Genomic DNA, 23,828 nt, shown 5'->3' on the forward strand with positions numbered 1-23,828 from the left:
ACCGGCATATCGGGCGGCAAGCCATCCCGATCGTGTCGGCGAGAGTCGGCCTGTCGAAAAGCGATGGCGCAATCTTGGCTTTGCGCTTCCAGCCTGCTCTATAGTCTGCCGCCTCGCATCATAAGGACGATAGGAAGAATGGCGGAGTATTCAGCCTTCTCGCTGCTCAAGAACGCGCTGACCGGCAACAAGGATTGGAAGCCCGCCTGGCGCAAGCCGGACCCTAAGGCTTCCTATGACGTGATCGTCATCGGCGGCGGCGGCCACGGCCTTTCGACAGCCTATTATCTTGCCAAGGAACACGGCATCACCAATGTCGCGGTGCTCGAAAAGGGCTGGCTGGGTTCCGGTAATGTCGGCCGCAACACCACGGCGGTGCGCTCCAACTATCTCCTGCCGCAGAACACCCGCTTCTACGAACATTCGATGAAGCTGTGGGAGAACCTTTCGCACGACCTGAACTACAACGTCATGTTCTCACAGCGCGGCTGCCTGAACCTCGCGCACACGCCTGCCCAGCTCGATGATTACGCACGGCGCGGCAACGCCATGCGTCATCTCGGCGTCGATGCCGAGCTGATGAGCGTCGACCAGATCAAGCGGCTCGTGCCGGCGCTGGACATCTCGGGTTCGGCGCGCTTCCCGGTTCTTGGCGGGCTGATGCAGCGGCGCGCCGGCAGCGCCCGCCACGACGCCGTCGCCTGGGGCTATGCGCGCGGCGCCGACCGCCGCGGCGTCGACATCATCGAGAATTGCGAGGTCACCGGCTTCCTGCGCGACGGCGGTCGCATCACCGGCGTTTCGACGACGCGCGGTGAAATCCGCGCCAAGAAGGTCGCGCTTGCGGTTGCCGGCAGCACTGGTCGTGTCATGCAGCTTGCCGGCATTTCGCATATGCCGATCGAAAGCCATGTGCTGCAGGCCTTCGTCTCGGAATCGCTGAAGCCGATCATCGACACGATCCTGACCTTCGGCATGGGCCATTTCTACATCTCGCAGTCCGATAAGGGCGGCCTCGTCTATGGCGGCGACCTCGACGGCTACAACAGCTACGCCCAGCGCGGCAGCCTGCCGATCGTCGATGAGGTGATGAGCGAGATGGTCGCGCTGTTCCCCGGCCTGGCACGGGTGCGCATGCTGCGCTCCTGGGGCGGGCTGTGCGACATGACGATGGACGGCTCGCCGATCATCACCACCGGCCCCCTGCCCGGCATGTATCTCAATTGCGGCTGGTGCTACGGCGGTTTCAAGGCGACGCCTGCTTCGGGCTGGTGCTTTGCGCATACCATTGCCAAGGACGAGCCGCACGCGTTCAACGCACCCTTCACGCTCGACCGTTTCTACCGCGGCCTGGTCATCGACGACAAAGGCCAGGGCGCGACGCCCAGGCTGCATTAAGGTCTGGAATAAAAATGCTGATCACTTGTCCCTATTGCGGCCCGCGCGACGTCATCGAATTCACCTACCAGGGCGACGGCAACCGCGAGCGGCCGCAGCCGGCCTCGCAGAATCTCGACGCCTGGAACGCCTATGTCTACGACCGGCTGAACCCGGCCGGCGATCACAATGAGATCTGGCAGCATTCCGGCGGTTGCCGCGCGCATCTGCGGGTCGTGCGCAACACCATCACGCATGAAGTTCTACGCACTGCCTTCGCTCGCGGCGGACACAGGACGGAGGGCCGGTCTTGAGCCCGCGTCGTACCGAAACCGGCGGCCGGATCGACCGGCTACGCACCATCCGCTTCACCTTCGACGGCGCGCCCTACACCGGCCATGGCGGCGATACGCTGGCCTCGGCGCTGCTCGCCAATGGCGTGACGCTGTTCGGACGCTCCTTCAAATATCACCGCCCGCGCGGCCTTCTCGCCGCCGGCGTCGAGGAGCCGAACGCGCTGGTGACGGTGCTGCGCGGCGAAGTGCGCGAACCGAACATCGCGGCCACGATGGTCGAGATCTATGACGGGCTCGTCGCCGTCAGCCAGAACCGCACCCCCTCGCTTGCCTGGGACATCGGCGCCATCAACCAGCTCGGCGGCAAGATCCTGTCGGCCGGCTTCTACTACAAAACCTTCATGGGTCCGGTGATCGGCCCGCTGAAGGGCACGCGCTTCTGGATGTTCTGCGAGCATTTCATCCGTCGCGCCGCCGGCCTTGGCAGAGCGGGCACCGCGCCCGATCCATCGCGCTACGAGCGCATGAACGCCTTCTGCGACGTGCTGGTCGTCGGTTCCGGCCCGGCCGGCCTGATGGCGGCGAAGGCTGCCGCCGACCAGGGCGCGCGCGTCATCCTCGCCGATCTCGAGGCCCACTTCGGCGGTTCCGCCAACTGGTCGGGCGAGACCATCGATGGCGTGCCAGCGGCCGACTGGGCTCAGCGCTCCGTCGGTCAGCTCGAAGGCAATGACAATGTCCGGCTTTTGCCGCGCACGACGGTTTGGGGCTATTACGACGGCAACACGCTTGCCGCGCTCGAGCGAGTGACGGACCACAAGGAAGCGGCCGCCAAAGGCGAGCCGCGCCAGCGCTACTGGGCGATCCGCGCAGGCACGGTGGTGCTTGCCACCGGCTCCTTCGAGCGGCCGCTGGTGTTCCCGGGCAATGACCGTCCCGGCGTCATGCTGGCGCATGCGGCCGAACGCTACGCAGTTGAATATGGCGTGCTGCCGGGACAGCGCATCGCGCTCTTCACCAACAACGATAGCGCCTACCGCTCGGCCGTTGCCTTGAAGAAGGCCGGCGCCGCGATCGTCGCCATCATCGATGTCCGAAGCGACGTCTCAAACGAGATGCGCAAGCTGGCGAGCGAAGCCGAGGCCGAACTGCTTGCCGGTCATGCGGTGGTAGCGACCGAGGGGGGCAAGGCGCTCACCGGCCTCAAGGTGCAACGCTTCGACGCTATGAACGGTGCCCTCAGCGGCGACGATCGCAGCATCCATGCCGACGGCCTTTTGATGTCGGGCGGCTGGTCGCCGACCATCCACCTCGCCAGCCAGGCCGGCGCGAAGGCTGAATGGGATTCGGCCCGGCAGGCCTTCCTGCCGCCGCAGCCGACCCAGCACTGGATCGGCGCCGGCGCCTTCACCGGCAGCTTTTCAACCGCGGAAGCCATCGCCGAGGGCCGCGCCGCCGGTCTTCAGGCCGCCGGCGCGGCTGCATCCTCCGCCCCACTTCCCGTTGTCGAGGCCGCGCCCGGCGATCCTGATCCGGCGCCGGTCTTCGAGATCAAGGCCAAGGGCAAGAGCTTTGTCGACTTCCAGCACGACGTGACGGCCGAGGACGTGCGGCTTGCGCATCGCGAAGGCTTCGTCTCGGTCGAGCATCTGAAGCGGTACACCACGCTCGGCATGGCGACCGACCAGGGCAAGAACTCCAACGTGCCGGGCCTCGCCATCATGGCCGAGGCGCTTGGCAAGCCGATTCCCGAAGTCGGCACCACGCGCTTCCGCCCGCCTTACACGGCGGTCTCTATCGGCTCCCTTGCGGCCGAGCGTTTCGGCGATCTGAAGCCGGAGCGGCTGACGCCGATGCATGACTGGCACATGGCCAACGGCGCGACCATGTATTCGGCAGGCCTTTGGTATCGCCCGATGATCTACGGCCTTGCCGGCGAGACGGTTGAGCAGGCCTATGTCCGCGAGGCCAGGGCGACGCGCGAAAGCGCCGGCATCGTCGATGTCTCGACGCTGGGCAAGATAGCGGTGCAAGGACCGGACGCGGCCGAGTTCCTCGACCGCGTCTACACCAACATGTTCTCCACTCTGGCCATCGGCAAAGCCCGCTACGGCCTAATGCTGCGCGAGGATGGGCTTGCCTTCGATGACGGCACTACCTGGCGGCTTGGCGAGCAGGAATTCCTGATGACCACCACCACCGCCAATGCCGGTAAGGTGATGCAGCATCTGGAATATTTCCTCGACGTCATCTGGCCGGAGCTGAAGGTCACCGTAACCTCCGTCACCGATGAGTGGGCGGGTGCTGCGATCGGCGGACCGAACGCGCGGGCTATCCTCGCCTCTTGTGTCACCGGCACCGCCGTCGACAACGCCGCCCTCCCCTTCATGGGCATCGTCCATGGCCGGGTCGCCGGCATCCCAGTGATGATCTGCCGGCTGTCTTTCTCGGGCGAAATGGCTTTCGAGGTTTATTCCGGCGCCGGCTACAGCACACGCGTCTGGGAAGCCTTGATCGAGGCCGGCAAGCCTTTCGGCCTGGTCACCTACGGGCTCGAGGCGCTGGGCACGATGCGCATCGAGAAGGGCCATGTCACCGGCGCCGAGATCGACGGCCGTACCACGGCGCGCGATCTCCATCTCGACTGGATGCTGTCGAAGAAGAAGCCTTTCATCGGCTCGGCCATGATGGACCGCGAGGGCCTGATCGCATCCGACCGGCTCGAGTTGGTCGGCCTGATCGCGCTCGACAATCGGCCGCTCAACGGTGGCGGACACATCGTCGAGGAACTGGACGAGGCCAATCCGCACGACTCGCTCGGCCACATCACCGCCTGCTGCTATTCGCCGGCGCTCGGCAAATACATAGCACTTGCATTGGTCGAGGGCGGCAAGGCGCGCCACGGCACGCGTGCCTTCGTCTCGGATCCGCTGCGCAACCGATTCGGGCCGATCGAGATCGTCTCCAACCACTTCTACGATCCGGACGGGAGCCGCATGCATGGCTGAGCACCAGTTGCCCGAACGCCTCTCGCCGCTCGAGCCGGAATATCATCCGGGCTCGCATGGTAATTTCGAACATGGCATCGATGTCATCCTGTCCGAGACCCGGCCAGGCTCGATCCTGCAGCTCGCCGCATGGCCGGGCGAAGAGAAGGGGCTGATCGAGGCCATCCGCAACGTCACCGGTCTTGCCCTGCCCGACGGCGCCGGCGGCGGCGTGAGCAACGGCACTCGTGCCGTCTTCGGCTTCGCGCCGGGAAAATTCACCGTGGTGGATGAGGGCGAGGGCCTGGCCTCGGCCTTTGCCGGCGTGATCACACCGGCCATCGGCACCTTGACCGATCTGTCGCATGGCCGCACCGCGATCCGCATCGCCGGTCCGAAGGCCGAGTGGGTGATGGCGAAATTCTTCGCCATCGACTTCGCCCTGCCTGCCTTCCCGCTCGGCGCCGGCCGCTCAACCAACCACCATGACATCTTCGCCCAGATCCAGCGCAGCGGCGCCGACCAGTTCGACATTTATGTTTTCCGCTCCTTCGCGCGCTCGTTCTGGAAGGCCTTGTGCCACGCCAGCGAAGAAGTCGGCTACGAGGTGCAGTAGAGCAATTCCAGGCGCAGCGGTTTGCGCCCGGGATTGCAGACTGTTCCAGGACCAGAATTGGTCCAGCCGGTATCTGGCACTATGGACGGCTACAACTGCTGCTTGAGGGTTGGGCCAGCACGGACGATAGATAAGGAATCATCGGCGTTTGCCAGGGCAAACGTCCGCTCAGGCAACCAGTTCGACCATACCCTCCCATGACTGTAGAGACTTCGGCGACGGTCACCACCCGCTTTGCTCCGGCGAGCGGCCCGTCGATGCTGCTGCCGGCGACCGTCGCCTGCGGCGTGTTCATGACCAGCCTCGACCAGAACGTCGTGGTCACCGCGCTGCCCGGCATCGGCGAGAGCCTCGATCGTCCGCCAAGCCAGCTTGGCCTGCTGATCACCGTTTATGTCGCCAGCCTCATCGTCACCATGCCGCTCGGCGGCTGGCTGGCCGACCGCTTCGGCCTGCGCAACGTCTATTGCTTCGCGCTGCTCGTCTTCGCCAGCGCCTCGGCATTGTGCGGCCTTTCGGAAAACATCTGGATGCTGGTCGGCTCGCGCGCCCTGCAAGGTTGCGGCGGCGCGCTGATGGGCACGCTTGGCCAGGTCGTGATCCTGTCGAGCTTCCCGCGCGACCGCACGCTCAAGATCAACATGTACATCTCGCTGGCCGGGCAATCGGGACCGCTGGTCGGACCGCTCGTCGGCGGCGCGCTCACCACCTATGTCTCGTGGCGCTGGATCTTCTATATCAACATCCCGATCGCGCTGACCGCGGCGCTGCTGGCCGCCTCGCTGTTTCCAACGACCACTAAGCCGGTGCGCACGCCATTCGATTTTCCCGGCTTCCTGCTCGTTGGCAGCGGCATGGTGCTGCTGGTCTTCGGCATGGACTCGGTCGCCGCGAAAGATGCGACCGCGATCGGCATGGCGCTGGAGCTTGGCCTGGCGATCGTCATCCTGACGGTGGCCGCCTTCTACTGCCTGCGCGCCCGCAATCCGCTGCTCGACCTCAAGCTGCTGCGCATCCGGACCTTCCGGATCAGCTTCCTCACCGGCGGCGGCCTCGACACGATCGGTCTGAGCTCGGTGGTCTTCCTCCTGCCGCTGATGTTCCAGCTCGGCTTCGGCATGAGCGCAGTGCAGGCCGGCTCGCTGACTTTCGTCGCCGCGATAGGGTCATTGATAATGCGCTTCTTCATGCCGCGCCTTTTGAACCGCTTCGGCTTCAAGCGCGTGCTTGTCACCAACACGCCGATCGTCGCCCTGTTGGTCGCGGGCTTTGCCCTGATGCATGAAGGCCTGCCGGCCTGGATCGTGCTCGCCTACATCTTCGTCTTCGGCGTCTTCCGCTCGGTGCAATGGGCTTCGACCGGCAATCTCTCCTATTCGGACATCGCGCCGGAGCATCTCGCGCGCTTCAGCGCGCTCTATTACATCCTGTGGCAGCTTGCGGTGGCGATCAGCGTCGGCCTCGCGGCCGCACTGCTGTCGCTGCTTGCCGGCGGCGGCAAGGCCGGCATCAACGACTATCGCATCCTGTTCGTTATCGAAGGGCTGATCACGCTTTGCGCGCTGTCGGCGTATCTGAGGCTAACGCCGCAGGACGGCGCCCATATCAGCGGCCACGGCGCGCATATGAGCACGGAATAGACTCTCGACGGATCGACTTCGCCCGCATTATTCCGCGAACGTCACCCAGTCCTCGATCGGCGCGCGTTCGGTGCGGAAGTCGTTTTCTGGCTTCGACGTGTCCTCGTAGCCGAGCGCCATGCCGCAGACGACGATCTCTTCGTCCGGAATGTCGAGCACTGGCCGGATCTGCCGGTGATAAGGCGCGAAGGCCGCCTGCGGGCAGGTATGCAGCCCCCTGCCCCGCGCCGCCACCATGATGTTCTGCAGGAACATGCCGTAGTCGATCCACGACCCCTGGTTCAGCCTCCGATCGATGGTGAAGATCATGCCGACAGGCGCATCGAAGAAGACGAAATTGCGGTCGTGCTGCGCCCGCATCTTGTCGACCTCGCGCCGGCCGATGCCCAGCGCACCATAAAGGCCGAAGCCGTTGGCGCGGCGACGCGTGAGGTAAGGTTCGAAGAACTGATCGGGATAATACCGGTACTCGTCCCACTCGGCCTTTTCGGCGCGGATGCCTGAGTTGAGGATCGCGTCGCTGATGCGCTGCTTGACCTCGCTTTTGATGACATAGACGCGCCAGGGCTGCATGTTGGTGCCGGACGGCGCCCGCGCGGCGACCGCCAGGATCGCGCGGATCGTGTCGTCGTCGACCATATCGGGCAGGAAGGCGCGCACCGAGCGGCGCGACATGATCGCCTCATCGACGATCTCCGCATCCGATGCGATCCGGATGTTCTTCTCAAGCATGGGCCGTCCCTTTGGGCATGGTCAGAAACCCACACCCCGGTTTCCTCAACGACCATCCGCAGACTATAAGCTAAAACTTGTCCCGACCGGACGCCCCACTCGCCGCTCGTGCGCGAGCCTTTGCATCAACCGCCGAAATCGCGCAAGTAAATCTTGTGGCCTATGAAAATCCTCTTGATTTTTTCATGAATATGCTCTCTCATGAAATTTATCCAGATTTTTTCACAAGCAGCGTTTGAACCCGACCGCAACCAAATCGGAGCAGGACAATGGCGACCGGCTGCTGGCCGGCGACATCCGTGCGCTGCGCAAGGCACGCGGCCTCACGCTGGCTGAAATCGCCCTCAAACTAGGCCGTTCGGTCGGCTGGGTCAGCCAGGTCGAGCGCGGCCTCTCGATCCCCTCGCTCGGCGATCTCAGAGCTTTTGCCAATCTCTTCGGCGTATCGATCAGCTTGTTCTTCAGCCATGAAGTGCCTGTCGAAGAGGAACGCGGCGTGATCGTGCGCGCCGGCCGTCGCCGAGTGCTTGGTACAAGTGAATCCGGCCTGGTGGAGGAGCTTCTGTCGCCCGATCTCAGCGGTAGCTTCGAGATGGTGCGCTCGGTGTTCGCGCCCGGCGCGGAAATGAAGGCAGCCGCGCTGCGGCCGACCGAGGAAGCTGGATACATAGCCTCCGGACTATTCGACATCGAGATAGCGGGCGTCTGGCATCGGCTTGGCGAAGGCGACTCGTTCCGCTTCGAGGGCAAAACCTACCGCTGGCGCAATCCAGGCGCCGAGCCGGCGGTCGTCATCTGGGTGGTTTCACCGCCGGTATATTGAGCAATGCATGCCGCCCAAAAGTGTTCAGCGGTTTTGGGACACGGCATGCATCAAACAGAATTCAAAGCGCGACAAGACGGGCTTTGAATTGGGAGGAAAAACATGGCTGGTTTGCCGACCACGGCACGCGTGGTGATCATCGGTGGCGGTGTCGTCGGCACCTCCTCGCTCTATCATCTTAGCAAGGCTGGCTGGACCGACTGCGTGCTGCTGGAAAAGAACGAGCTGACCTCCGGCTCGACCTGGCATGCCGCCGGCAATGTGCCGACCTTCTCGTCGTCCTGGTCGTTGATGAACATGCAACGCTACTCGACCGAGCTTTACCGCGGCCTGGCGGAGGCCGTCGACTATCCGATGAACTACCACGTCACCGGCTCGCTCCGGCTTGCCCACAGTAAGGAGCGCATGCAGGAGTTCGAGCGCGCCAAAGGCATGGGTCGTTACCAGGGCATGGATGTCGACATCGTCGGCCCCGACGAGATCAAACGCCGCTACCCCTTCATCGAGACGCATGAGCTGAAGGGCGCACTCTATGACCCGAGCGACGGCGACATCGATCCCGCGCAGTTGACCCAGGCGCTCGCCAAGGGCGCGCGCGACATGGGCGCCAAAATCATCCGCTTCTGTCCGGTCACCGGCATTCGCCGCAAGAATGGCGAATGGGTGATCACGACGCCGCAAGGCGAGATCCGCTGCGAGATCGTCATCAACGCCGCCGGCTACCGCGCCGCCGAGGTCGGAAAAATGTTCGGCCGCCAAGTGCCGATGATGGTGATGAGCCATCAGTACATCCTGTTCGAGGAAATCCCCGAGCTCGCGGCATGGTCGAAGGAGCAGGGAAAGAAACTGCCGCTGCTGCGCGACGTCGACACGTCCTACTATCTGCGCCAGGAAAAGAGCGGCATGAATCTCGGCCCCTATGAGCGCAATTGCCGCGCGCACTGGGTCGGCCACAACGATCCGATGCCGGAGGATTTTTCCTTCCAGCTTTTCCCCGACGATCTCGACCGTCTCGAGCATTACCTCGCCGACGCCGTCGCCCGCGTGCCGATCCTCGGCACGGCTGGCCTCTCCAAGGTGATCAACGGGCCGATCCCTTATGCGCCGGACGGCAACCCGCTGATCGGGCCGATGCCCGGCGTGCCCAACGCCTTCGAGGCTTGCGTCTTCACCTTCGGCATCGCCCAGGGCGGCGGCGCCGGCAAGGTGCTGGCCGAATGGATGACCGAGGGCCAGACCGAATGGGACATGTGGTCCTGCGATCCGCGGCGCTTCACGAGCTTTGCCGCAGCACCCGACTATTGCGTCGCCAAGGGCATGGAGATCTACGGCAACGAATACGCCATCCAGTTCCCGCGTCATGCCTGGCCTGAGGGACGCAATCGCAAGCTGTCGCCGATCCATGACCGCACCAAGGCGCTCGGTGGCCAGTTCGACGCCTATAATGGCTGGGAGCGCGCCACCTGGTATGCCGGGCCGGGCGACGACACGTCCGAGGAAGCGACGCTGACCTTCCGCCGCGACGGACCGTGGCAAAAGCGCGTGCGCGAGGAATGCCTGGCCGTGCGCGACGCCGCCGGCATTCTCGACCTGCCAGGTTTCTCGCGTTTCAACCTCGAAGGTCCAGGCGCGGCCAACTGGCTGGCGTTGCAAGTGACCGGTTTGGTGCCGAAGCCAAGCCGCATCGGCCTCGTCTATTTTTCGGACGACAAGGGTCGCATCGTCACCGAGATGTCGGTCGTGCGCCACACCGAGGACCAGATGACGCTGATCACCGCGGCGGTGGCGCAGTGGCACGATTTCGAATGGTTGAAGTCGCGCATGCCTACCGATGCTGCGTTCACATTGACGGACCGCACTGAGGAGTATTCGACGCAGATCCTCGCCGGCCCGAACTCGCGCGCTATCCTCGCCGAGGTGTGCGCCGCCGATTTGACCCTGCCCTGGCTGACGCATCAGGAAACGACCATCGCCGGACGCTGGGCGAAGCTGGTGCGCGTCTCCTTCGCCGGCGAACTCGGCTGGGAAATCCACACGAAGGTTGCCGATACGCCGGCGGTCTTCGACGCCGTCTGGGTCGCCGGCCAGAAGCATGGGCTGAAGCCGTTCGGCATGTATGCGCTGGATTCGCTGCGGCTGGAAAAAGGCTACCGCGCCTGGAAGGGCGACCTGTCGACCGACTATTCGATCCTGCAGGGCGGGCTGGAGCGCTTCGTCAAATGGGACAAGCCCGACTTCCGCGGCAAGGCGGCCTTGCTCAATGAAAAGCAGCAGGGCGTGAAGAAGCGCTTCGTCACGCTGGTCGTCGACAATCCCGGCGACTGCGACGCGCCCTATATGTCGACGCTCTGGCATGACGGCAGGATTGTCGGCGAGACGACGTCGGGCGGCTGGGGCCACCGCGTCGGCAAGTCGATCGCGCTCGGCATGCTGCGCACCGATCTCACCGAGCCGGGCACGGCGATCGAGGTCGAGATTTTTGGCGATCGCTTCAAGGCTGTCGTGCAAAACGACGAGCCGCTTTGGGATCCGAAGAATGAGAGGTTGCGGGCATGACCTCCGTCATCCTCGCTGACGGCGGCATGGGCCAGGAACTGGTCCGGCGCAGCAAGTCCGAGCCGACGCCGCTGTGGTCGGCCAGGGTGCTGATCGACGAGCCGGAACTGGTGCGCGAGCTGCATGCGGAATTCATCCGTGCCGGCGCGCGTGTCATCACCATCAACACCTATTCGGCAACGCCGGAACGCCTGGCGCGCGAGGGCGCCGAAGATCTGTTCAAGCCTTTGCAGAAGCGCGGCATCGAACTGGCGCGGCAGGCTCGCGACGAGGCGGGCAATACCGCTATCGCCGGTTGCCTGTCGCCTCTGTTCGGCAGCTACGCGCCGGCGCTGACCATATCGTTCGAGGACACGCTCGATATCTATCGCCGCATCGTTGCCGAGCAGGCCGACGGCGTCGATCTGTTCCTGTGCGAGACGATGGCTTCCGCCGAGGAGGCGCGCGCGGCCGTCACCGCGGCGTCGGAGAGCGGCAAGCCCGTATGGGTGTCCTGGACACTCGCCGATCATGGCGCGCCGCGCCTGCGCAGCGGCGAGACCATTGCCGATGCGGTTGGCGCCCTCGACGACCTGCCGGTCGCGGCCCGGCTGCTCAACTGCTGCCGGCCCGAAGCCATCGCCGCCGCCTTGCCCGAGCTTATCGCTCTTGGCGGACCGGTCGGCGCCTATGCCAACGGCTTCACCTCGGTCGAGGCGCTGAAGCATGGCGGCACCGTCGAGGTGCTGCATGCCCGCCACGACCTCGATCCGCAAGCCTATGCCGACCAGGCCATCGGCTGGGTCGATGCCGGCGCCGGCATTGTCGGCGGCTGCTGCGAGGTCGGCCCCGCCCATATCGCCGCCCTGCGTGACCGGCTCGCGCAGGCCGGCCATCAGATTTCGGGAGTTGCATGATGCCAAAACCATCCAAGCGCATTACCGGCATCGTGCCCTCGGGCAAGGACGGCTGGGAAGTCCACTCGGCCGCCTGGGCACGCAAACAGGCCGGCGAGGACATCATCATGCTGTCGGTCGGCGACCACGACTTCGACACGCCTTCGGAGACGATTGAAGCGTGCGTCAACGCCGTGCGCGGCAGCAACCATCACTATACGCCGCTGCCCGGCCTGCCGCGCCTGCGCAAGGCAATGGCGGCGGCGTCCACCGCTTGCACCGGCATCGAGACGGAACCCGACGAGCTCATCGCCACGCAAGGCGGCCAGGCCGCGCTTTACGCCGCCGTGCAGACCGTGCTGGATCCTGGCGACCACGCCATCGTCGTTGCGCCCTACTACGCCACCTACCCCAACACCTTCAGCGCCGCTGGCGCCACGTTCACCGTGGTCGAGACGCCGGCCGAAGATGGATTTCAACCCCGCGCGGACATGATCCGCGCCGCTCTGAAACCCAACACCCGCGCCATCCTGATCAACACGCCGAACAACCCGACGGGTGCTGTCTATTCGCGCGAGCGGCTGGAGGAACTGGCCGACATCTGCAAGGAGCACGATCTCTGGCTGCTGTCCGACGAGGTCTACTGGACGCTCGGCGGCGGCGAGCACATCTCGCCGCGCTCGCTGCCCGGTATGGCCGCGCGCACGCTGGTCATCAACTCCATGTCGAAAAGCCATGGCATGACCGGCTGGCGCATGGGCTGGCTGACTGGCCCGAAAGAGATGATCAGGCTGCTCACCGACCTCAATCTGGTGACGACCTACGGCCTGCCTGCCTTCATCTCGATCGCCTGCGCCGACGCGCTCGAGAACCACTATGGCGTGAAAGAGATCGCCGAGCGCTATGCGGCGCGCCGCGCCCTGATGCTGGAGGCGGTTCGCGGCATGAACGACGTCACGGTGCACGGCTCGGAAGGCGGCATGTATGTCATGCTCGACATCTCGTCCATCGAGCCCGACGACGAGAAATTCGCCTGGGGCCTGCTCGACAAGGAGAAGGTCGGCGTGATGCCGGGATCGAGCTTCGGCGAGGCCGCCGCCGGTCACATCCGCATCAGCCTCTGCCAGCCCGAACCCATCCTCCAGGAAGCAGCGCTTCGCCTGCGCCGTTTCGCGTCCAACTATCGCCGCGAGGCCGCATGACGAAGATCATCCCCAGCAAAGCCATTCCTACTAAAGCGAGGGCCGTCATCATCGGCGGCGGCGTCTCCGGCTGCTCGGTCGCCTATCATCTGGCCAAGCTCGGCTGGACCGACATCGTGCTGCTCGAGCGCAAGCAGCTCACCTGCGGCACGACCTGGCATGCGGCCGGCCTGATCGGCCAGTTGCGCGGCTCGCAGAACATGACGCGGTTGGCGAAATATTCGGCCGACCTCTACGTCAAGCTCGAAGCAGAGACGGAAGTCGGCACCGGCATGCGCCAGGTCGGCTCGATCACGGTGGCGCTGACAGAAGAACGCAAGCACGAGATCTATCGGCAGGCCTCACTCGCCCGCGCTTTCGATGTCGACGTGCGCGAGATTTCGCCGAGCGAAGTCAAAGAGATGTATCCGCATCTCAATGTATCCGATGTGGTCGGCGCCGTGCATCTGCCGCTCGACGGCCAGTGCGATCCGGCCAACATCGCCATGGCCCTGGCCAAGGGCGCGCGCCAGCGTGGCGCGAAAATTCTCGAGAACGTCAAGGTCACCAAGGTCCACACCAGGAACGGTCGCGTCTCCGGCATGTCCTGGGCGCAAGGCGAGGACCAGGGCACGATCGAAACCGATATCGTCGTCAACTGCGCCGGCATGTGGGCGCGCGAGCTTGGACGGCAGAACGGCGTCACCATTCCCCTGCATGCTTGCGAGCATTTCTATCTCGTCACCGAGCCGATCCCCGGCCTCTCGCGCCTGCCGGTCTTGCGTGTCCCGGACGAATGCGCCTACTACAAGGAGGACGCCGGCAAGATGATGCTCGGCGCCTTCGAGCCGGTGGCAAAGCCATGGGGCATGGACGGCATCCGCGAGGATTTCTGCTTCGACCAGTTGCCGCAGGACATGGACCATTTCGAGCCGATCCTCGAAATGGGCGTCAACCGCATGCCGATGCTGGGCACCGCCGGCATCCACACCTTCTTCAACGGCCCCGAGAGTTTCACGCCGGACGACCGCTACTATCTCGGTGAGGCCCCCGAACTCGCCGGTTACTGGATGGCGACCGGCTACAATTCGATCGGCATCGTCTCCTCCGGCGGCGCCGGCATGGCGCTGGCGCAATGGATCAATGACGGCGAGGCGCCCTTCGATCTCTGGGAAGTCGACATCCGCCGGGCCCAGCCCTTCCAGAAGAACCGCCGCTATCTCAAGGAGCGCGTCTCCGAAACGCTCGGCCTGCTCTATGCCGACCATTTCCCCTACCGCCAGATGGCAACCTCTCGCGGCGTTCGCCGCTCGCCGTTGCACGAACACCTGAAGGCGCGCGGTGCCGTCTTCGGCGAAGTCGCCGGTTGGGAGCGCGCCAACTGGTTTGCCCGTGACGGCCAGGAGCGCGAGTATCGCTATTCCTGGAAGCGGCAGAACTGGTTCGACAACCAGCGCGAGGAGCATCTGGCAGTCCGCAACGGCGTCGGCCTGTTCGATATGACCTCCTTCGGCAAGATCCGCGTCGAAGGCCGCGACGCCTGTGCCTTGCTGCAGCGGCTCTGCGCCAACGACATGGACGTGGTGCCTGGCAGAATAGTCTACACGCAGATGCTCAACGCCAAGGGCGGCATCGAAAGCGACCTCACGGTGACGCGGCTTTCGGAGACGGCCTATTTCCTCGTCGTGCCGGGCGCCACACTGCAGCGCGACCTCGCCTGGCTTCGGCGGCATGTCGCCGACGAGTTCGTTGTCGTCACCGACGTGACCGCCGCCGAAGCCGTCATCTGCCTGATGGGACCGGACGCGCGAAAACTGATCCAGAAGGTCAGCCCGAACGACTTCTCCAACGAAGCCAATCCGTTCGGCACTTTTCAGGAGATCGAGATCGGCATGGGTCTCGCCCGCGCCCACCGCGTCACCTATGTCGGCGAGCTTGGCTGGGAACTCTATGTTTCGACCGAGCAGGCCGCTCACGTCTTCGAGGCGATCGCGGATGCCGGCGCCGATGTCGGCCCGAAGTTATGCGGCCTGCACACGCTCGATTCCTGCCGCATCGAAAAAGCCTTCCGCCATTTCGGCCACGACATCACCGACGAGGACCACGTGTTGGAGGCGGGCCTGGGCTTTGCCGTCAAGACGAGCAAAGCTGGATTCATCGGCCGCGACGCCGTGCTCAGGAAGAAGGAAGCGGGCCTGTCACGCCGGCTGGTGCAGTTCCGCCTCAAGGACCCTCAGCCTCTTCTCTTCCACAACGAAGCGATCCTGCGCGACGGCAAGATCGTCGGCCCGATCACCTCCGGCAATTACGGCCACCATCTCGGCGGCGCGATCGGCCTTGGCTATGTGCCCTGCCAGGGCGAAAGCGAGGCGGAAGTGTTGGGCTCATCCTACGAGGTGGAGATCGCCGGCGAGCGTTTTGCCGCGGAAGCATCATTGAAGCCGATGTATGATCCGAAGGCGGAGCGGGTGAAGATGTAGCGCCTCTTCCTTCTCCCCTTGTGGGAGAAGGTGTCGCCGAAGGCGACGGATGAGGGGTGTTCCAGGGAAAGTCAGCGTCTCACTCCGCTGGAACACCCCTCATCCGTCTCGGCGCTACGCGCCGATCCACCTTCTCCCACAAGGGGCCCACAAGGGGAGAAGGGAACTTGCGCTACTCTCAAAACCTCTCCAGCCTCGCCCTTACCTTCCCCAGAAACGCCGCCCGGCTCTTCGGCGTGGAAGAATCCATCAAATAGTGCGCCAGGAAGAACGTCTTGCAGCGCGTGGCACAGAGCGCCCGCATGCCGCGCAGGATCGTCTTGCGCCCAGGCTGGCCGACGACCACGCTCCACCAGGTCGGCGCGCCGCAGGTGGTGATGACGCCGACCTTGGTGACATGCGTCATCAGCGACTTGATGCGGCCTTTCCCGGCCGGCAGCTGGAAGGCGATGTCGGTCGCCCACACCCGGTCGAACCACCCCTTCAGCATCGCAGGCAGGCCGTACCACCAGGTCGGGTAGATGAAGAGGATCGCCTGCGCCCATTTCAGATGCTCGAAATGCGGTTGAAGCGCCGGATCGCCGGGCGCCCGGTCGTTGTAGAAGCGCCGCTCCTCGCGGCTCATCACCGGATCGAAATTCTCGGCATAGAGGTCGAGCAGCCGCACATCCCAGCCTCGCCCCTTCAACACCTCGACGGCCATGTCGCGGATCGCGGCGCAAAAGCTTACCGGCACCGGATGGCAATAGACCACCAGCACGCGCATCAGAATTGATCCATCGTGGCCGCGACCTTCGTCATGAAGGCCTTGCGCGTCTCGTCGGTCGACAGATTCATCGAATAATGCGCGAGATAGGAGACGGGAGCGCCGGGCTTGATGGTGGCCCGCAGCATGCGCTTGACAATCTTGCGCGGCGGATCGCCCATCAGCATGGCGCGAAAACGGCTGCCGCCATAGGTGGTGATGGCCGCCAGCTTGCGAATGTTGTGCAACGTCGGCTGCACCTTGCCGTCGACCAGCTTGAACGACACGCCAGGCAGGAAGACGCGGTCGAAGAAGCCTTTCAGGATCGCCGGATAGCCGTAATTCCAGACCGGAAACGACAGCACCAGCGCCTCGGCTCTCTGAAGCCTTTCCACGTAGCCGGCGACCGCGTCGCTCGGCCCACGCTGGTCGTGGTAGCCGAGCCGCTCGGCGCGCGTCAGGCGCGGATCGAAGTCTTCTGCATAGAGATCGCAATCATCGACCGCGTGGCCCACCTCGGAAAGCTGCTCGACGATCATCCGGTGCAGGCCGGCATTGAAGCTGGTCTCCACCGGATGAGCGTAGAGGACGAGGATTTTCATCAACCCGCCTTTTGCAGGCCCTTGAACAGGAAGGGTTTGCCGGAACGATAGTCATAGCCGGGGTTTTCCCAGGCTATCATCTTGCCTGGGTTGAGCAGGCCTTGCGGATCGGTGTCGCGCTTGAAGGCAAGCTGAACCTCGTCGGTCTGCTTCATGCCGCCCTCTTCCAGCGTGTAGCGGTGCGGGTTGAAGATCCAGCAGCCATCGTCCTCGTGGATGCGGATGATCTCGTCGAGCCGCTCTTCCGTGGTGAAGCGGACGAGCGGCAGCCCGGCGGCACCGATCGCGCCGTCGAAGCGGATGAATTCGAGATGCGCCGGCACCTCGTCGCCAAAGCGGTCCACCATCGCCTTGACGTGCGCGAGATGGTCCGGCGACGGATAGCGCGCCTGCAGATAGGTGATCGTCGGATCGACCCTGATGGCGCGCAGCGTCGTGTGGTTCCAAGTCAGTTCATAGGCCGGCGGCAGTCCCTTCAGGTCGGCTTCCAGGTCGGCCCTGAAGACAATTTCGCCTTTGCTCGCCCGGACAATCGCAACGAACGCATCCATCGCGTGCGGAGCGATCATGCAGACCACGATGCTCTGCTCGCGCCGGAAGAACTTCTGGTGCCGCTTGAAATAGTCGTACGGGATGGGCGCCGCGATCGGCGTGATCAGCTTGGCCAGAATGCCGTCCTGCACGGCAAGGTCGTTGCCAAAACCGGCCGCGTCCATGAAATCGTCGAAGCCGACGATAACGTCGATCCATTCGTAGGAGGCCGTCAGCGGCATCTCGACCTCGGTGATGATGCCGTTGGTGCCATAGGCATGCATGACCTTGAGCACGTCCTCGCCGGTAAGTTCCATGACTCGCGGCTCCGCCTCCATTGTCACGGTCCTGAGCCGGATCACGTTGCCGAGGTCGCGCAAGCCGCCCCAGCGGATCGAGCCGACGCCGCCTGAGCCGCCGGCTACGAAGCCGCCAACGGATGCGGTGTTGTAGGTGGAGGGCGACATGCGCAATTCCTGCCCGGAATGCGCCCGCGTCGCCTTGTCGATATCGGCCAGCACGGCGCCCGGTCCGCTCACCACGCGTCCCGGCGCGATCGTCTTGATCTCGTTCATCTCGGCGAGGTTGAGCACCACGCCGCCCGACAGCGGCATGGCCTGCCCGTAATTGCCGGTGCCGCTGCCGCGCGGCGTCACCGGAACGCCGTGCCGGTGGCAGGCGGCGAGCACGCGGATGACCTCAGCCTCGTTCTTCGGCGTGACGATCAGGTCGCCGGTGACGTGGTCGAGCTGCGCCTTCAGCACCGGGCTGTACCAGTAGAAGTCGCGGCTCTTCTGCTGGACGATGGCAGGATGGTCGTCGATCTTGATCCCGTCGAGATCGCGCTTCAGCGCTACGATATCCATCATCCCACCATCAATTCATCGAGTTCGGCATAGTCGGGCAGTTGGCGTTCGATCGCCCTGCCCTCGCGCACCACGATGCGATCCGATTCGGGCCGCGACAGCAATTCGGTCCAGCTGCGCCCCTTGAAGACGATGAAGTCGGCGCTGCCGCCGGCAGTCAGCGTGCCGACACCTTCGAGCCGCATCACCTCGGCCGGCGTTGCCGCCACCGCCTTCGGCCAATCACCGACCGGATGGTCGAAATGCAGGATGCGCGTCGCCATGCGGTAGACTTCAAGCATGTCGAGATCGCCATAGGCGTAGAACGGGTCGCGCGTGTTGTCGGAAGCGACCGCCACCTTGATGCCGCGCGCCCTCATCTCGTGCAGCAGCGTCACGCCGCGCCAGCGCGGGGTGGTGTGGTTGTTGCGCCTGTCCTGCAGATAGAGATTGCACATCGGCAGCGACACCACGGCGAGCCGCGCCTTCGCCACCTTGTCGAGCGTGTCGAGCACCTCGAGGTCCGGCTGGCGCGCCAGCGAACAGCAATGGCCGACCAGGATGTTGCCGTCAAAACCGTTCCACAGCGAGGCCTCGGCGATCTTCTTCAGCGAAACGGCCGCGACATCGTCGGTTTCGTCGGCATGGAAATCGAGGTCGAGCCCGTGCTTGATCGCTTGCGCGAAAACCTGGTCGAGCAGTTCCTCGAGGTCGGGCACCATATAGGTGACGACGCCGAGCACGCCCTTGGCCGCCGCGACGCGCTTCGCCAGCCGATCGAACCAGGCCTTGTCGCGCACGCCTTCGATGCCGAGCAGGCAGACGGCCTGCAATTCGATGCACCCGCGCCATTTTTCCCGCATCGCCTCGAACACCGGCCAGGAGATTTCCTCCTGCGGCGGCACGCTGTCGAGATGCGTGCGCACGGCCTTGGTGCCATACGCGTAGGCCGAGCGCAGCGAGAAATCCATGCGGCGCGCGACATCCTCCGCGTTCCAGCGCGCGACGCGGTCGGCGCCGGTGGCGCTGAGCGCCCCCATGAAGGTGCCGTCGGGATTGGGCTTGCGCGGCCAGATATGGCCCTTGTCGATATGGGTGTGGCAGTCGACGAAGCACGGCAGAACGATGCGGCCGGCAAGGTCGATCCCCTCGGCCTGCGCCTTCGATTTGGGATGCGCGACGATGGCGGCGATCTTGCCGTCTGCGACGGATATGTCGGCAAGCGCGAAACCGTCGAAGTCGAACGGCGCGGCAAGGCCGGGCGTCAGCGACCGGTGAACGCGGGCATTAGTAAGCTGGTAGGAACCAGAGGTTGGTATCAAGTTCCGGTCCTCTTCGAGATTTGCTCTGCCGCTCGGACCACCCTAGCGCTCCTGCCTCAGCGCGCTCTCGTGCCAGCGGCGCAGGATGAGATGCGACACCAAGGACAGCACCAGGAAGATCAGGATGCCCGTCAGCGAGATCAGGATCAGCGCCGCGAAAAGGCGCGGCGCGTTGAGTCGGTAGCCGGCCTCGATGATACGCGAGGCAAGGCCCGACGACTGCCCCTGCGCGCCGGCGACGAATTCGGCCACCACCGCGCCGATCAGCGACAGGCCGCCGGCGATCTTCAGCCCGCCGAGAAAATAGGGCATCGCCGCCGGCAGGCGCAGATAGCGCAATTGCTGCCAGCGCGTCGCGCCGTTGAGCTTGAACAGGTCGCGCAGGTTGCGGTCGACGGAGTTCAGCCCGAGCGTGGTGTTGGACAGGATCGGGAAGAAGGCGACGATCCAGGCGCAGAGCAGCAGTTTGACCGTCTGGTTGTTCACATAGATGTTGATCAGCGGAAAAATGGCGACGATCGGCGTCACCTGCAGCACGATGGCGAAGGGAAAGAACGACATCTCCACCCATTTCGACTGCGCGAACAGCACCGCCAGTCCGACGCCGCCGATGACGGCGAGCAGCAGGCTGAGGAAAGTGATCCTGAGCGTCACCAGAAGCGAGGAAAACAACAAGCCGGCATCATTGTGCAGCGTCTGCAGCACCACGCCCGGCCGCGGCAGGATGTATTGCGGGATCTCGTTCCAGACGCAGATGCGGTCCCACAGCCAGATCGCCAGCACCATGATTGCCAGCGGCAGCACCCATTTGCCGATCCGCTCCAGCCGCTCTTGACGGACGCGGCGCGCCTCTTCGGGATCGAGCTTCAGCGCAGTGTCTTCAATGGCCGTCATGATGCGGTCCAACGGTTGAGTTGATGGCGTTGACCAGCACGTCCGAGGCCTGCCGGCAAAGTGCGGCGTAGTCGGGCGAGGTCCGGAACGCCTCGTCACGCGGATAAGGCGCATCGACCGCGAGTTCGCCAAAAACGCGGCCCGGCCGCGCGGCCATGACGACGATCCGGCTGGACAGGAACACGCTCTCGAAGACGCTGTGGGTGACGAAGACGACGGTGAAGCGCTCGTCCTGCCAAAGCTCCAGAAGGTCGTTGTTGAGCTTGAAGCGGGTGATCTCGTCGAGCGCGGCGAAGGGCTCGTCCATCAGAAGGATGCGCGGCTTCGTCACCATGGCCCGCGCAATCGAGACGCGCATCTTCATGCCGCCGGAAAGCTCGCGCGGCACAGCATTCTCGAAACCGGTGAGATGGACGCGCGACAGCATCTCCATCACGGCGGGCTCGGCCTTGGCGCGCGACACGCCCTTCAGCCTCAGCGGCAGCCAGACATTGTCGAAGACGCTGGCCCAGGGCAGCAGCGTCGGCTCCTGGAAGACGAAGCCGATGTTCGAGCGGTCGATCGAGCCGCGCCAGTCGAGCTGGCCGGAGGTCGGCGTCGACAGGCCGGCGACCAGCCGCAGCGCCGTCGACTTGCCGCAGCCGGACGGGCCGAGCAGGCTTAGGAAATCGCCCTCGCGGATCGCCAGGTCGACCTTGCTCAGTGCGGTCACGCCGTTGGAAAAGACCTTGCCGACACCGCGCAACGACAGCAGCATCGGGGTTTCGCCCGATGCCGCCGGCGTCTGCGCCACTTTCTCCTGGATCATCTCAGGCAGGCCGCCCTATTTCTTCAGCTCCAGCCCGACACCCTTGTTGATGAAGGCCAGCGTATAGGCCTTCTTGATGTCGATGCCCGGTTGCGCGACCTTGGCCTTGACCATCTTGTCGTAGAAATTCTGGATGCGGGCTTCGTTCATGGTGCCGATGCCAAGCTTTTCCGAGTCGCCGGAATCGACGACACCGAACTTCTTCATCTGCTCGATCGAGAAGGCGATCTGCTCATCCGTCATGTCCGGATTGCCCTTCTTGATCATGTCGTTGGCGGCCTTGCTGTCGCCATAGAGGTATTTGTACCAGCCCTTGGCCGAGCCATCGACGAAGCACTGCACCACCTCCGGCCGTTTGTCGATCGTATCCTGCATCACCTCGATCGTCGTCGCATAGGTGTCCCAGCCATAGTCGGCGAGCAGGAACTGGTTCGGCACGAAGCCGCCCTGCTTCTGCACGGCAAACGGCTCGGACGTCACATAACCCTGCTGGATCGATTTCTTGTTGGCGATGAAGGGCGCCGGGTTGAACGTATAGGGCACGCGCTTGGCGGCATCGAAGCCGAGATCGGTGACCATCCACTGGAAGAAGGTCTGCGCGCCCTCGTCGCCCATGATGTACTGGTCGGCGTTCTTCAGGTCCTCCCACTTGTCCAGCCCCTGCCCCGGCTGGGACATGATCACCTGCGGATCCTTCTGGAAGTCGGATGCGACGACACGCATCGGAATGCCCTGTTGCACGGCATCGAAAGCCGAGAGCAAATTGCCGCCCATATAGAAATCGATCTTGCCGGCCAGCAGCATCGGCCGGCCGCTGACCTGCGGGCCGCCTTGCATGATGGTGACGTCGAGGCCGCAGGCGGCATAGGTGCCGTCGGCAACGGCCTGGTAGTAGCCGCCATGCTCCGGCTCGGCCAGCCAGTTGGTGCCGAACGTCACCTTCTCGTTCGCAGCCGCACCCAGCGTGCCCGCGGCAAGCAGGGCGAGAGCGCCCGCCAGGATCTTTTCTTTTCCGACCATAAACATCACCCTCTCTTGGCTCCGGCGCGCTTTGCGCTGGGCTCGACACCATCTGTTCAAGAAGCAAGACACATGCCACCGCCTGGGCCGCCTGCTTGCGCGGCAGTCAATGCCAAGACCGGAAGGGTCATGCCGTACGGAAGGCATCGTGCCTATTTTTTGGACGCCTGTCCATAATCGCCCGGGCGGCATGCACCGCATCTTGAAGGTTTCATGAATCGAGCCTTAGTCTGACGGCAGACAGGAGAATGCAATGCTCAAATACCTGACGCCCAAGTCGATCAAGCCGCCCTTTGCCCGCTACAGCCATGGCGTCGAAATACCGGCGGGAAAGCGCCTGGTGCTGTGCTCGGGCCAGTTGGGCATCGGGCCGGACGATGCCGTGCCGGAGGATGCCGGCGCGCAGACGGAACTCTGCTTCAAGAACATCGCCGCTATTCTCAGCGAGGCCGGCCTGACGCTGAACGACATCGTGCGCATCAACGCCTTCGTCACCGACCGCGCCCATCTGCAGGCTTATATGGATGTTCGCAACCGGCTGTTTTCCGATCCGGCGCCGGCCTCGACGCTGATGATCGTCGCAGGCTTCGCCCGCCCGCAATTCAAGGTCGAGGTGGAAGTTCTGGCAGCAGGCTAGGTGTTGCCCGGAATAGCCGAGCGCTTTAGATCATCCAAATCGGACCATCGGGAGACGAAAAGTGACGACAAGACGCGTGTGGTGGGGCGACTACCGGACAACCGAATACGCCTCGATCGACGCCGAAGCGACCATCGCCGTGCTGCCGGTGGCGGCGATCGAGCAGCATGGCCCGCATCTGCCGGTCGCGACCGACACCTCGATCATGGTGGGCATGCTGGAGACGGTGATAGCGCGCCTGCCCGACGATCTCGACATCCGCATCTTGCCGGTCCAGGCGGTCGGCAAGTCGAACGAGCACCTGCATGCGCCGGGAACGCTCACCCTGCCCGCCGCCACTTTGGTCGACGCCTGGACCGAGCTTGGCCTGTCGGTCGCCCGTGCCGGGGTTAGAAAGCTGATCGTCGTCAATTCGCACGGCGGCAATGAGGAGATCATGGGCATCATTTCGCGCGAATTGCGCGTGCGCGCAAAAATGCTGTCGGTGAAGACGAGTTGGCAGCGCTTCGGCCGCCCGGCCGGCATGTATACCGAGCTCGAGGACCGTCACGGCATCCATGGCGGCGATGTCGAGACCTCGCTGATGCTGCACTTCCGGCCAGATCTCGTCGACATGAGCAAGGCCGACAATTTCGTCTCCAATGTCGGCCGCGCCGAAAAGGAATTCGCCCTGCTGCGCCACACCGGCACGCACGCCTTCGCCTGGATCGCCAGCGACCTCAATCCGAACGGCGTGGTCGGCGATGCCTCGATCGCCACGGCCGAGAAGGGCCGCCTGACGGCGGAAATGCAGGCCGACGGTTTTATCAGCCTGGTCAGGGATTTGCGTAAGGCAAAGCTTGCCGACTGGCTGTCGTAGCT

General features: G+C 64.2%; 20 protein-coding genes. 12 read left to right on the forward strand and 8 right to left on the reverse strand.

The genetic code is table 11. The annotated features are described in order from the left end of the window. Positions 1–138 precede the first annotated feature (138 nt). From RFM68_RS05620 to RFM68_RS05640, 5 genes are all read left to right on the forward strand, one after another. Positions 139–1,398, forward strand: coding sequence for a sarcosine oxidase subunit beta (locus RFM68_RS05620; protein WP_320231706.1), 1,260 nt, complete (start codon positions 139–141; stop codon positions 1,396–1,398). A gap of 14 nt (positions 1,399–1,412) precedes the next feature. Further along, positions 1,413–1,691, forward strand: a complete 279-nt coding sequence (locus tag RFM68_RS05625) for a sarcosine oxidase subunit delta (protein ID WP_320231708.1) — start codon at positions 1,413–1,415, stop codon at positions 1,689–1,691. Next, entirely contained in the window at positions 1,688–4,681 is a 2,994-nt protein-coding gene (locus RFM68_RS05630) for a sarcosine oxidase subunit alpha (RefSeq protein ID WP_320231709.1), read from the forward strand. The genes RFM68_RS05625 and RFM68_RS05630 overlap by 4 nt, the downstream gene beginning before the upstream one ends. Before the next feature lie 7 nt (positions 4,682–4,688). Further along, the gene (locus tag RFM68_RS05635; protein ID WP_320231843.1) at positions 4,689–5,276 is read left to right on the forward strand and encodes a sarcosine oxidase subunit gamma; all 588 of its coding nucleotides are present in this window, start codon (positions 4,689–4,691) and stop codon (positions 5,274–5,276) included. A gap of 197 nt (positions 5,277–5,473) precedes the next feature. Next, the gene (locus RFM68_RS05640; RefSeq protein WP_320231710.1) at positions 5,474–6,916 is read left to right on the forward strand and encodes an MFS transporter; all 1,443 of its coding nucleotides are present in this window, start codon (positions 5,474–5,476) and stop codon (positions 6,914–6,916) included. Between the two features lie 27 nt (positions 6,917–6,943). On the opposite strand, the gene RFM68_RS05645 is transcribed toward RFM68_RS05640, so the two are convergent. After that, positions 6,944–7,648, reverse strand: coding sequence for a nitroreductase (locus tag RFM68_RS05645; protein WP_320231711.1), 705 nt, complete (start codon positions 7,646–7,648; stop codon positions 6,944–6,946). Positions 7,649–7,928: 280 nt separating this feature from the next. On the opposite strand from RFM68_RS05645, the gene RFM68_RS05650 reads away from it, so the two are divergent. The 5 genes from RFM68_RS05650 to RFM68_RS05670 all read left to right on the forward strand — a co-directional run bounded on the left by RFM68_RS05650 (position 7,929) and on the right by RFM68_RS05670 (position 15,563). Beyond that, positions 7,929–8,471: a helix-turn-helix domain-containing protein gene (locus RFM68_RS05650; protein WP_430694821.1), complete on the forward strand. Its 543-nt coding sequence runs from the start codon at positions 7,929–7,931 to the stop codon at positions 8,469–8,471. 102 nt (positions 8,472–8,573) lie between these two features. After that, entirely contained in the window at positions 8,574–11,027 is a 2,454-nt protein-coding gene (locus RFM68_RS05655) for a GcvT family protein (protein WP_320231713.1), read from the forward strand. Continuing rightward, entirely contained in the window at positions 11,024–11,923 is a 900-nt protein-coding gene (locus tag RFM68_RS05660; RefSeq protein ID WP_320231714.1) for a homocysteine S-methyltransferase family protein, read from the forward strand. The genes RFM68_RS05655 and RFM68_RS05660 overlap by 4 nt, the downstream gene beginning before the upstream one ends. Beyond that, on the forward strand, positions 11,923–13,104 hold the full coding sequence (locus RFM68_RS05665) for a pyridoxal phosphate-dependent aminotransferase (RefSeq protein ID WP_320231844.1): 1,182 nt from the start codon (positions 11,923–11,925) through the stop codon (positions 13,102–13,104). Before RFM68_RS05660 ends, RFM68_RS05665 begins: the two co-directional genes overlap by 1 nt. Then, positions 13,101–15,563 (forward strand): GcvT family protein, encoded by a 2,463-nt coding sequence (locus RFM68_RS05670; RefSeq protein WP_320231715.1) that lies wholly within the window; start codon positions 13,101–13,103, stop codon positions 15,561–15,563. The genes RFM68_RS05665 and RFM68_RS05670 overlap by 4 nt, the downstream gene beginning before the upstream one ends. A gap of 178 nt (positions 15,564–15,741) precedes the next feature. Here the strand turns inward: RFM68_RS05670 and RFM68_RS05675 are convergent, their stop codons facing one another. From RFM68_RS05675 to RFM68_RS05705, 7 genes are read right to left on the reverse strand one after another with little or no spacing between them, the layout of a single operon-like run. Then, entirely contained in the window at positions 15,742–16,329 is a 588-nt protein-coding gene (locus tag RFM68_RS05675; RefSeq protein WP_320231716.1) for an NAD(P)H-dependent oxidoreductase, read from the reverse strand. Beyond that, complete coding sequence (locus RFM68_RS05680; protein WP_320231717.1) at positions 16,329–16,910, reverse strand: NAD(P)H-dependent oxidoreductase; 582 nt, start codon at positions 16,908–16,910, stop codon at positions 16,329–16,331. Before RFM68_RS05680 ends, RFM68_RS05675 begins: the two co-directional genes overlap by 1 nt. Beyond that, complete coding sequence (locus tag RFM68_RS05685) at positions 16,910–18,307, reverse strand: FAD-binding oxidoreductase (RefSeq protein WP_320231845.1); 1,398 nt, start codon at positions 18,305–18,307, stop codon at positions 16,910–16,912. Before RFM68_RS05685 ends, RFM68_RS05680 begins: the two co-directional genes overlap by 1 nt. Continuing rightward, positions 18,307–19,608: a cytosine deaminase gene (locus RFM68_RS05690; protein WP_320231718.1), complete on the reverse strand. Its 1,302-nt coding sequence runs from the start codon at positions 19,606–19,608 to the stop codon at positions 18,307–18,309. The genes RFM68_RS05685 and RFM68_RS05690 overlap by 1 nt, the downstream gene beginning before the upstream one ends. A gap of 42 nt (positions 19,609–19,650) precedes the next feature. Next, positions 19,651–20,502, reverse strand: coding sequence for an ABC transporter permease (locus RFM68_RS05695; protein WP_320231719.1), 852 nt, complete (start codon positions 20,500–20,502; stop codon positions 19,651–19,653). Then, positions 20,489–21,310, reverse strand: coding sequence for an ABC transporter ATP-binding protein (locus RFM68_RS05700; protein WP_320231721.1), 822 nt, complete (start codon positions 21,308–21,310; stop codon positions 20,489–20,491). Before RFM68_RS05700 ends, RFM68_RS05695 begins: the two co-directional genes overlap by 14 nt. A 15-nt stretch (positions 21,311–21,325) precedes the next feature. Then, positions 21,326–22,330 carry an ABC transporter substrate-binding protein gene (locus tag RFM68_RS05705; RefSeq protein WP_320231722.1) on the reverse strand — a complete coding sequence of 335 codons (1,005 nt, stop codon included), beginning with the start codon at positions 22,328–22,330 and terminating at the stop codon, positions 21,326–21,328. Positions 22,331–22,583: 253 nt separating this feature from the next. On the opposite strand from RFM68_RS05705, the gene RFM68_RS05710 reads away from it, so the two are divergent. Both RFM68_RS05710 and RFM68_RS05715 read left to right on the forward strand, forming a co-directional pair. Beyond that, positions 22,584–22,967: a RidA family protein gene (locus RFM68_RS05710; protein WP_320231723.1), complete on the forward strand. Its 384-nt coding sequence runs from the start codon at positions 22,584–22,586 to the stop codon at positions 22,965–22,967. Positions 22,968–23,028: 61 nt separating this feature from the next. Beyond that, entirely contained in the window at positions 23,029–23,826 is a 798-nt protein-coding gene (locus tag RFM68_RS05715; protein ID WP_320231724.1) for a creatininase family protein, read from the forward strand. Positions 23,827–23,828 lie beyond the last annotated feature (2 nt).

It is taken from the genome of Mesorhizobium montanum, assembly GCF_033977145.1.
Classification (GTDB): Bacteria; Pseudomonadota; Alphaproteobacteria; order Rhizobiales; family Rhizobiaceae; genus Mesorhizobium; species Mesorhizobium montanum.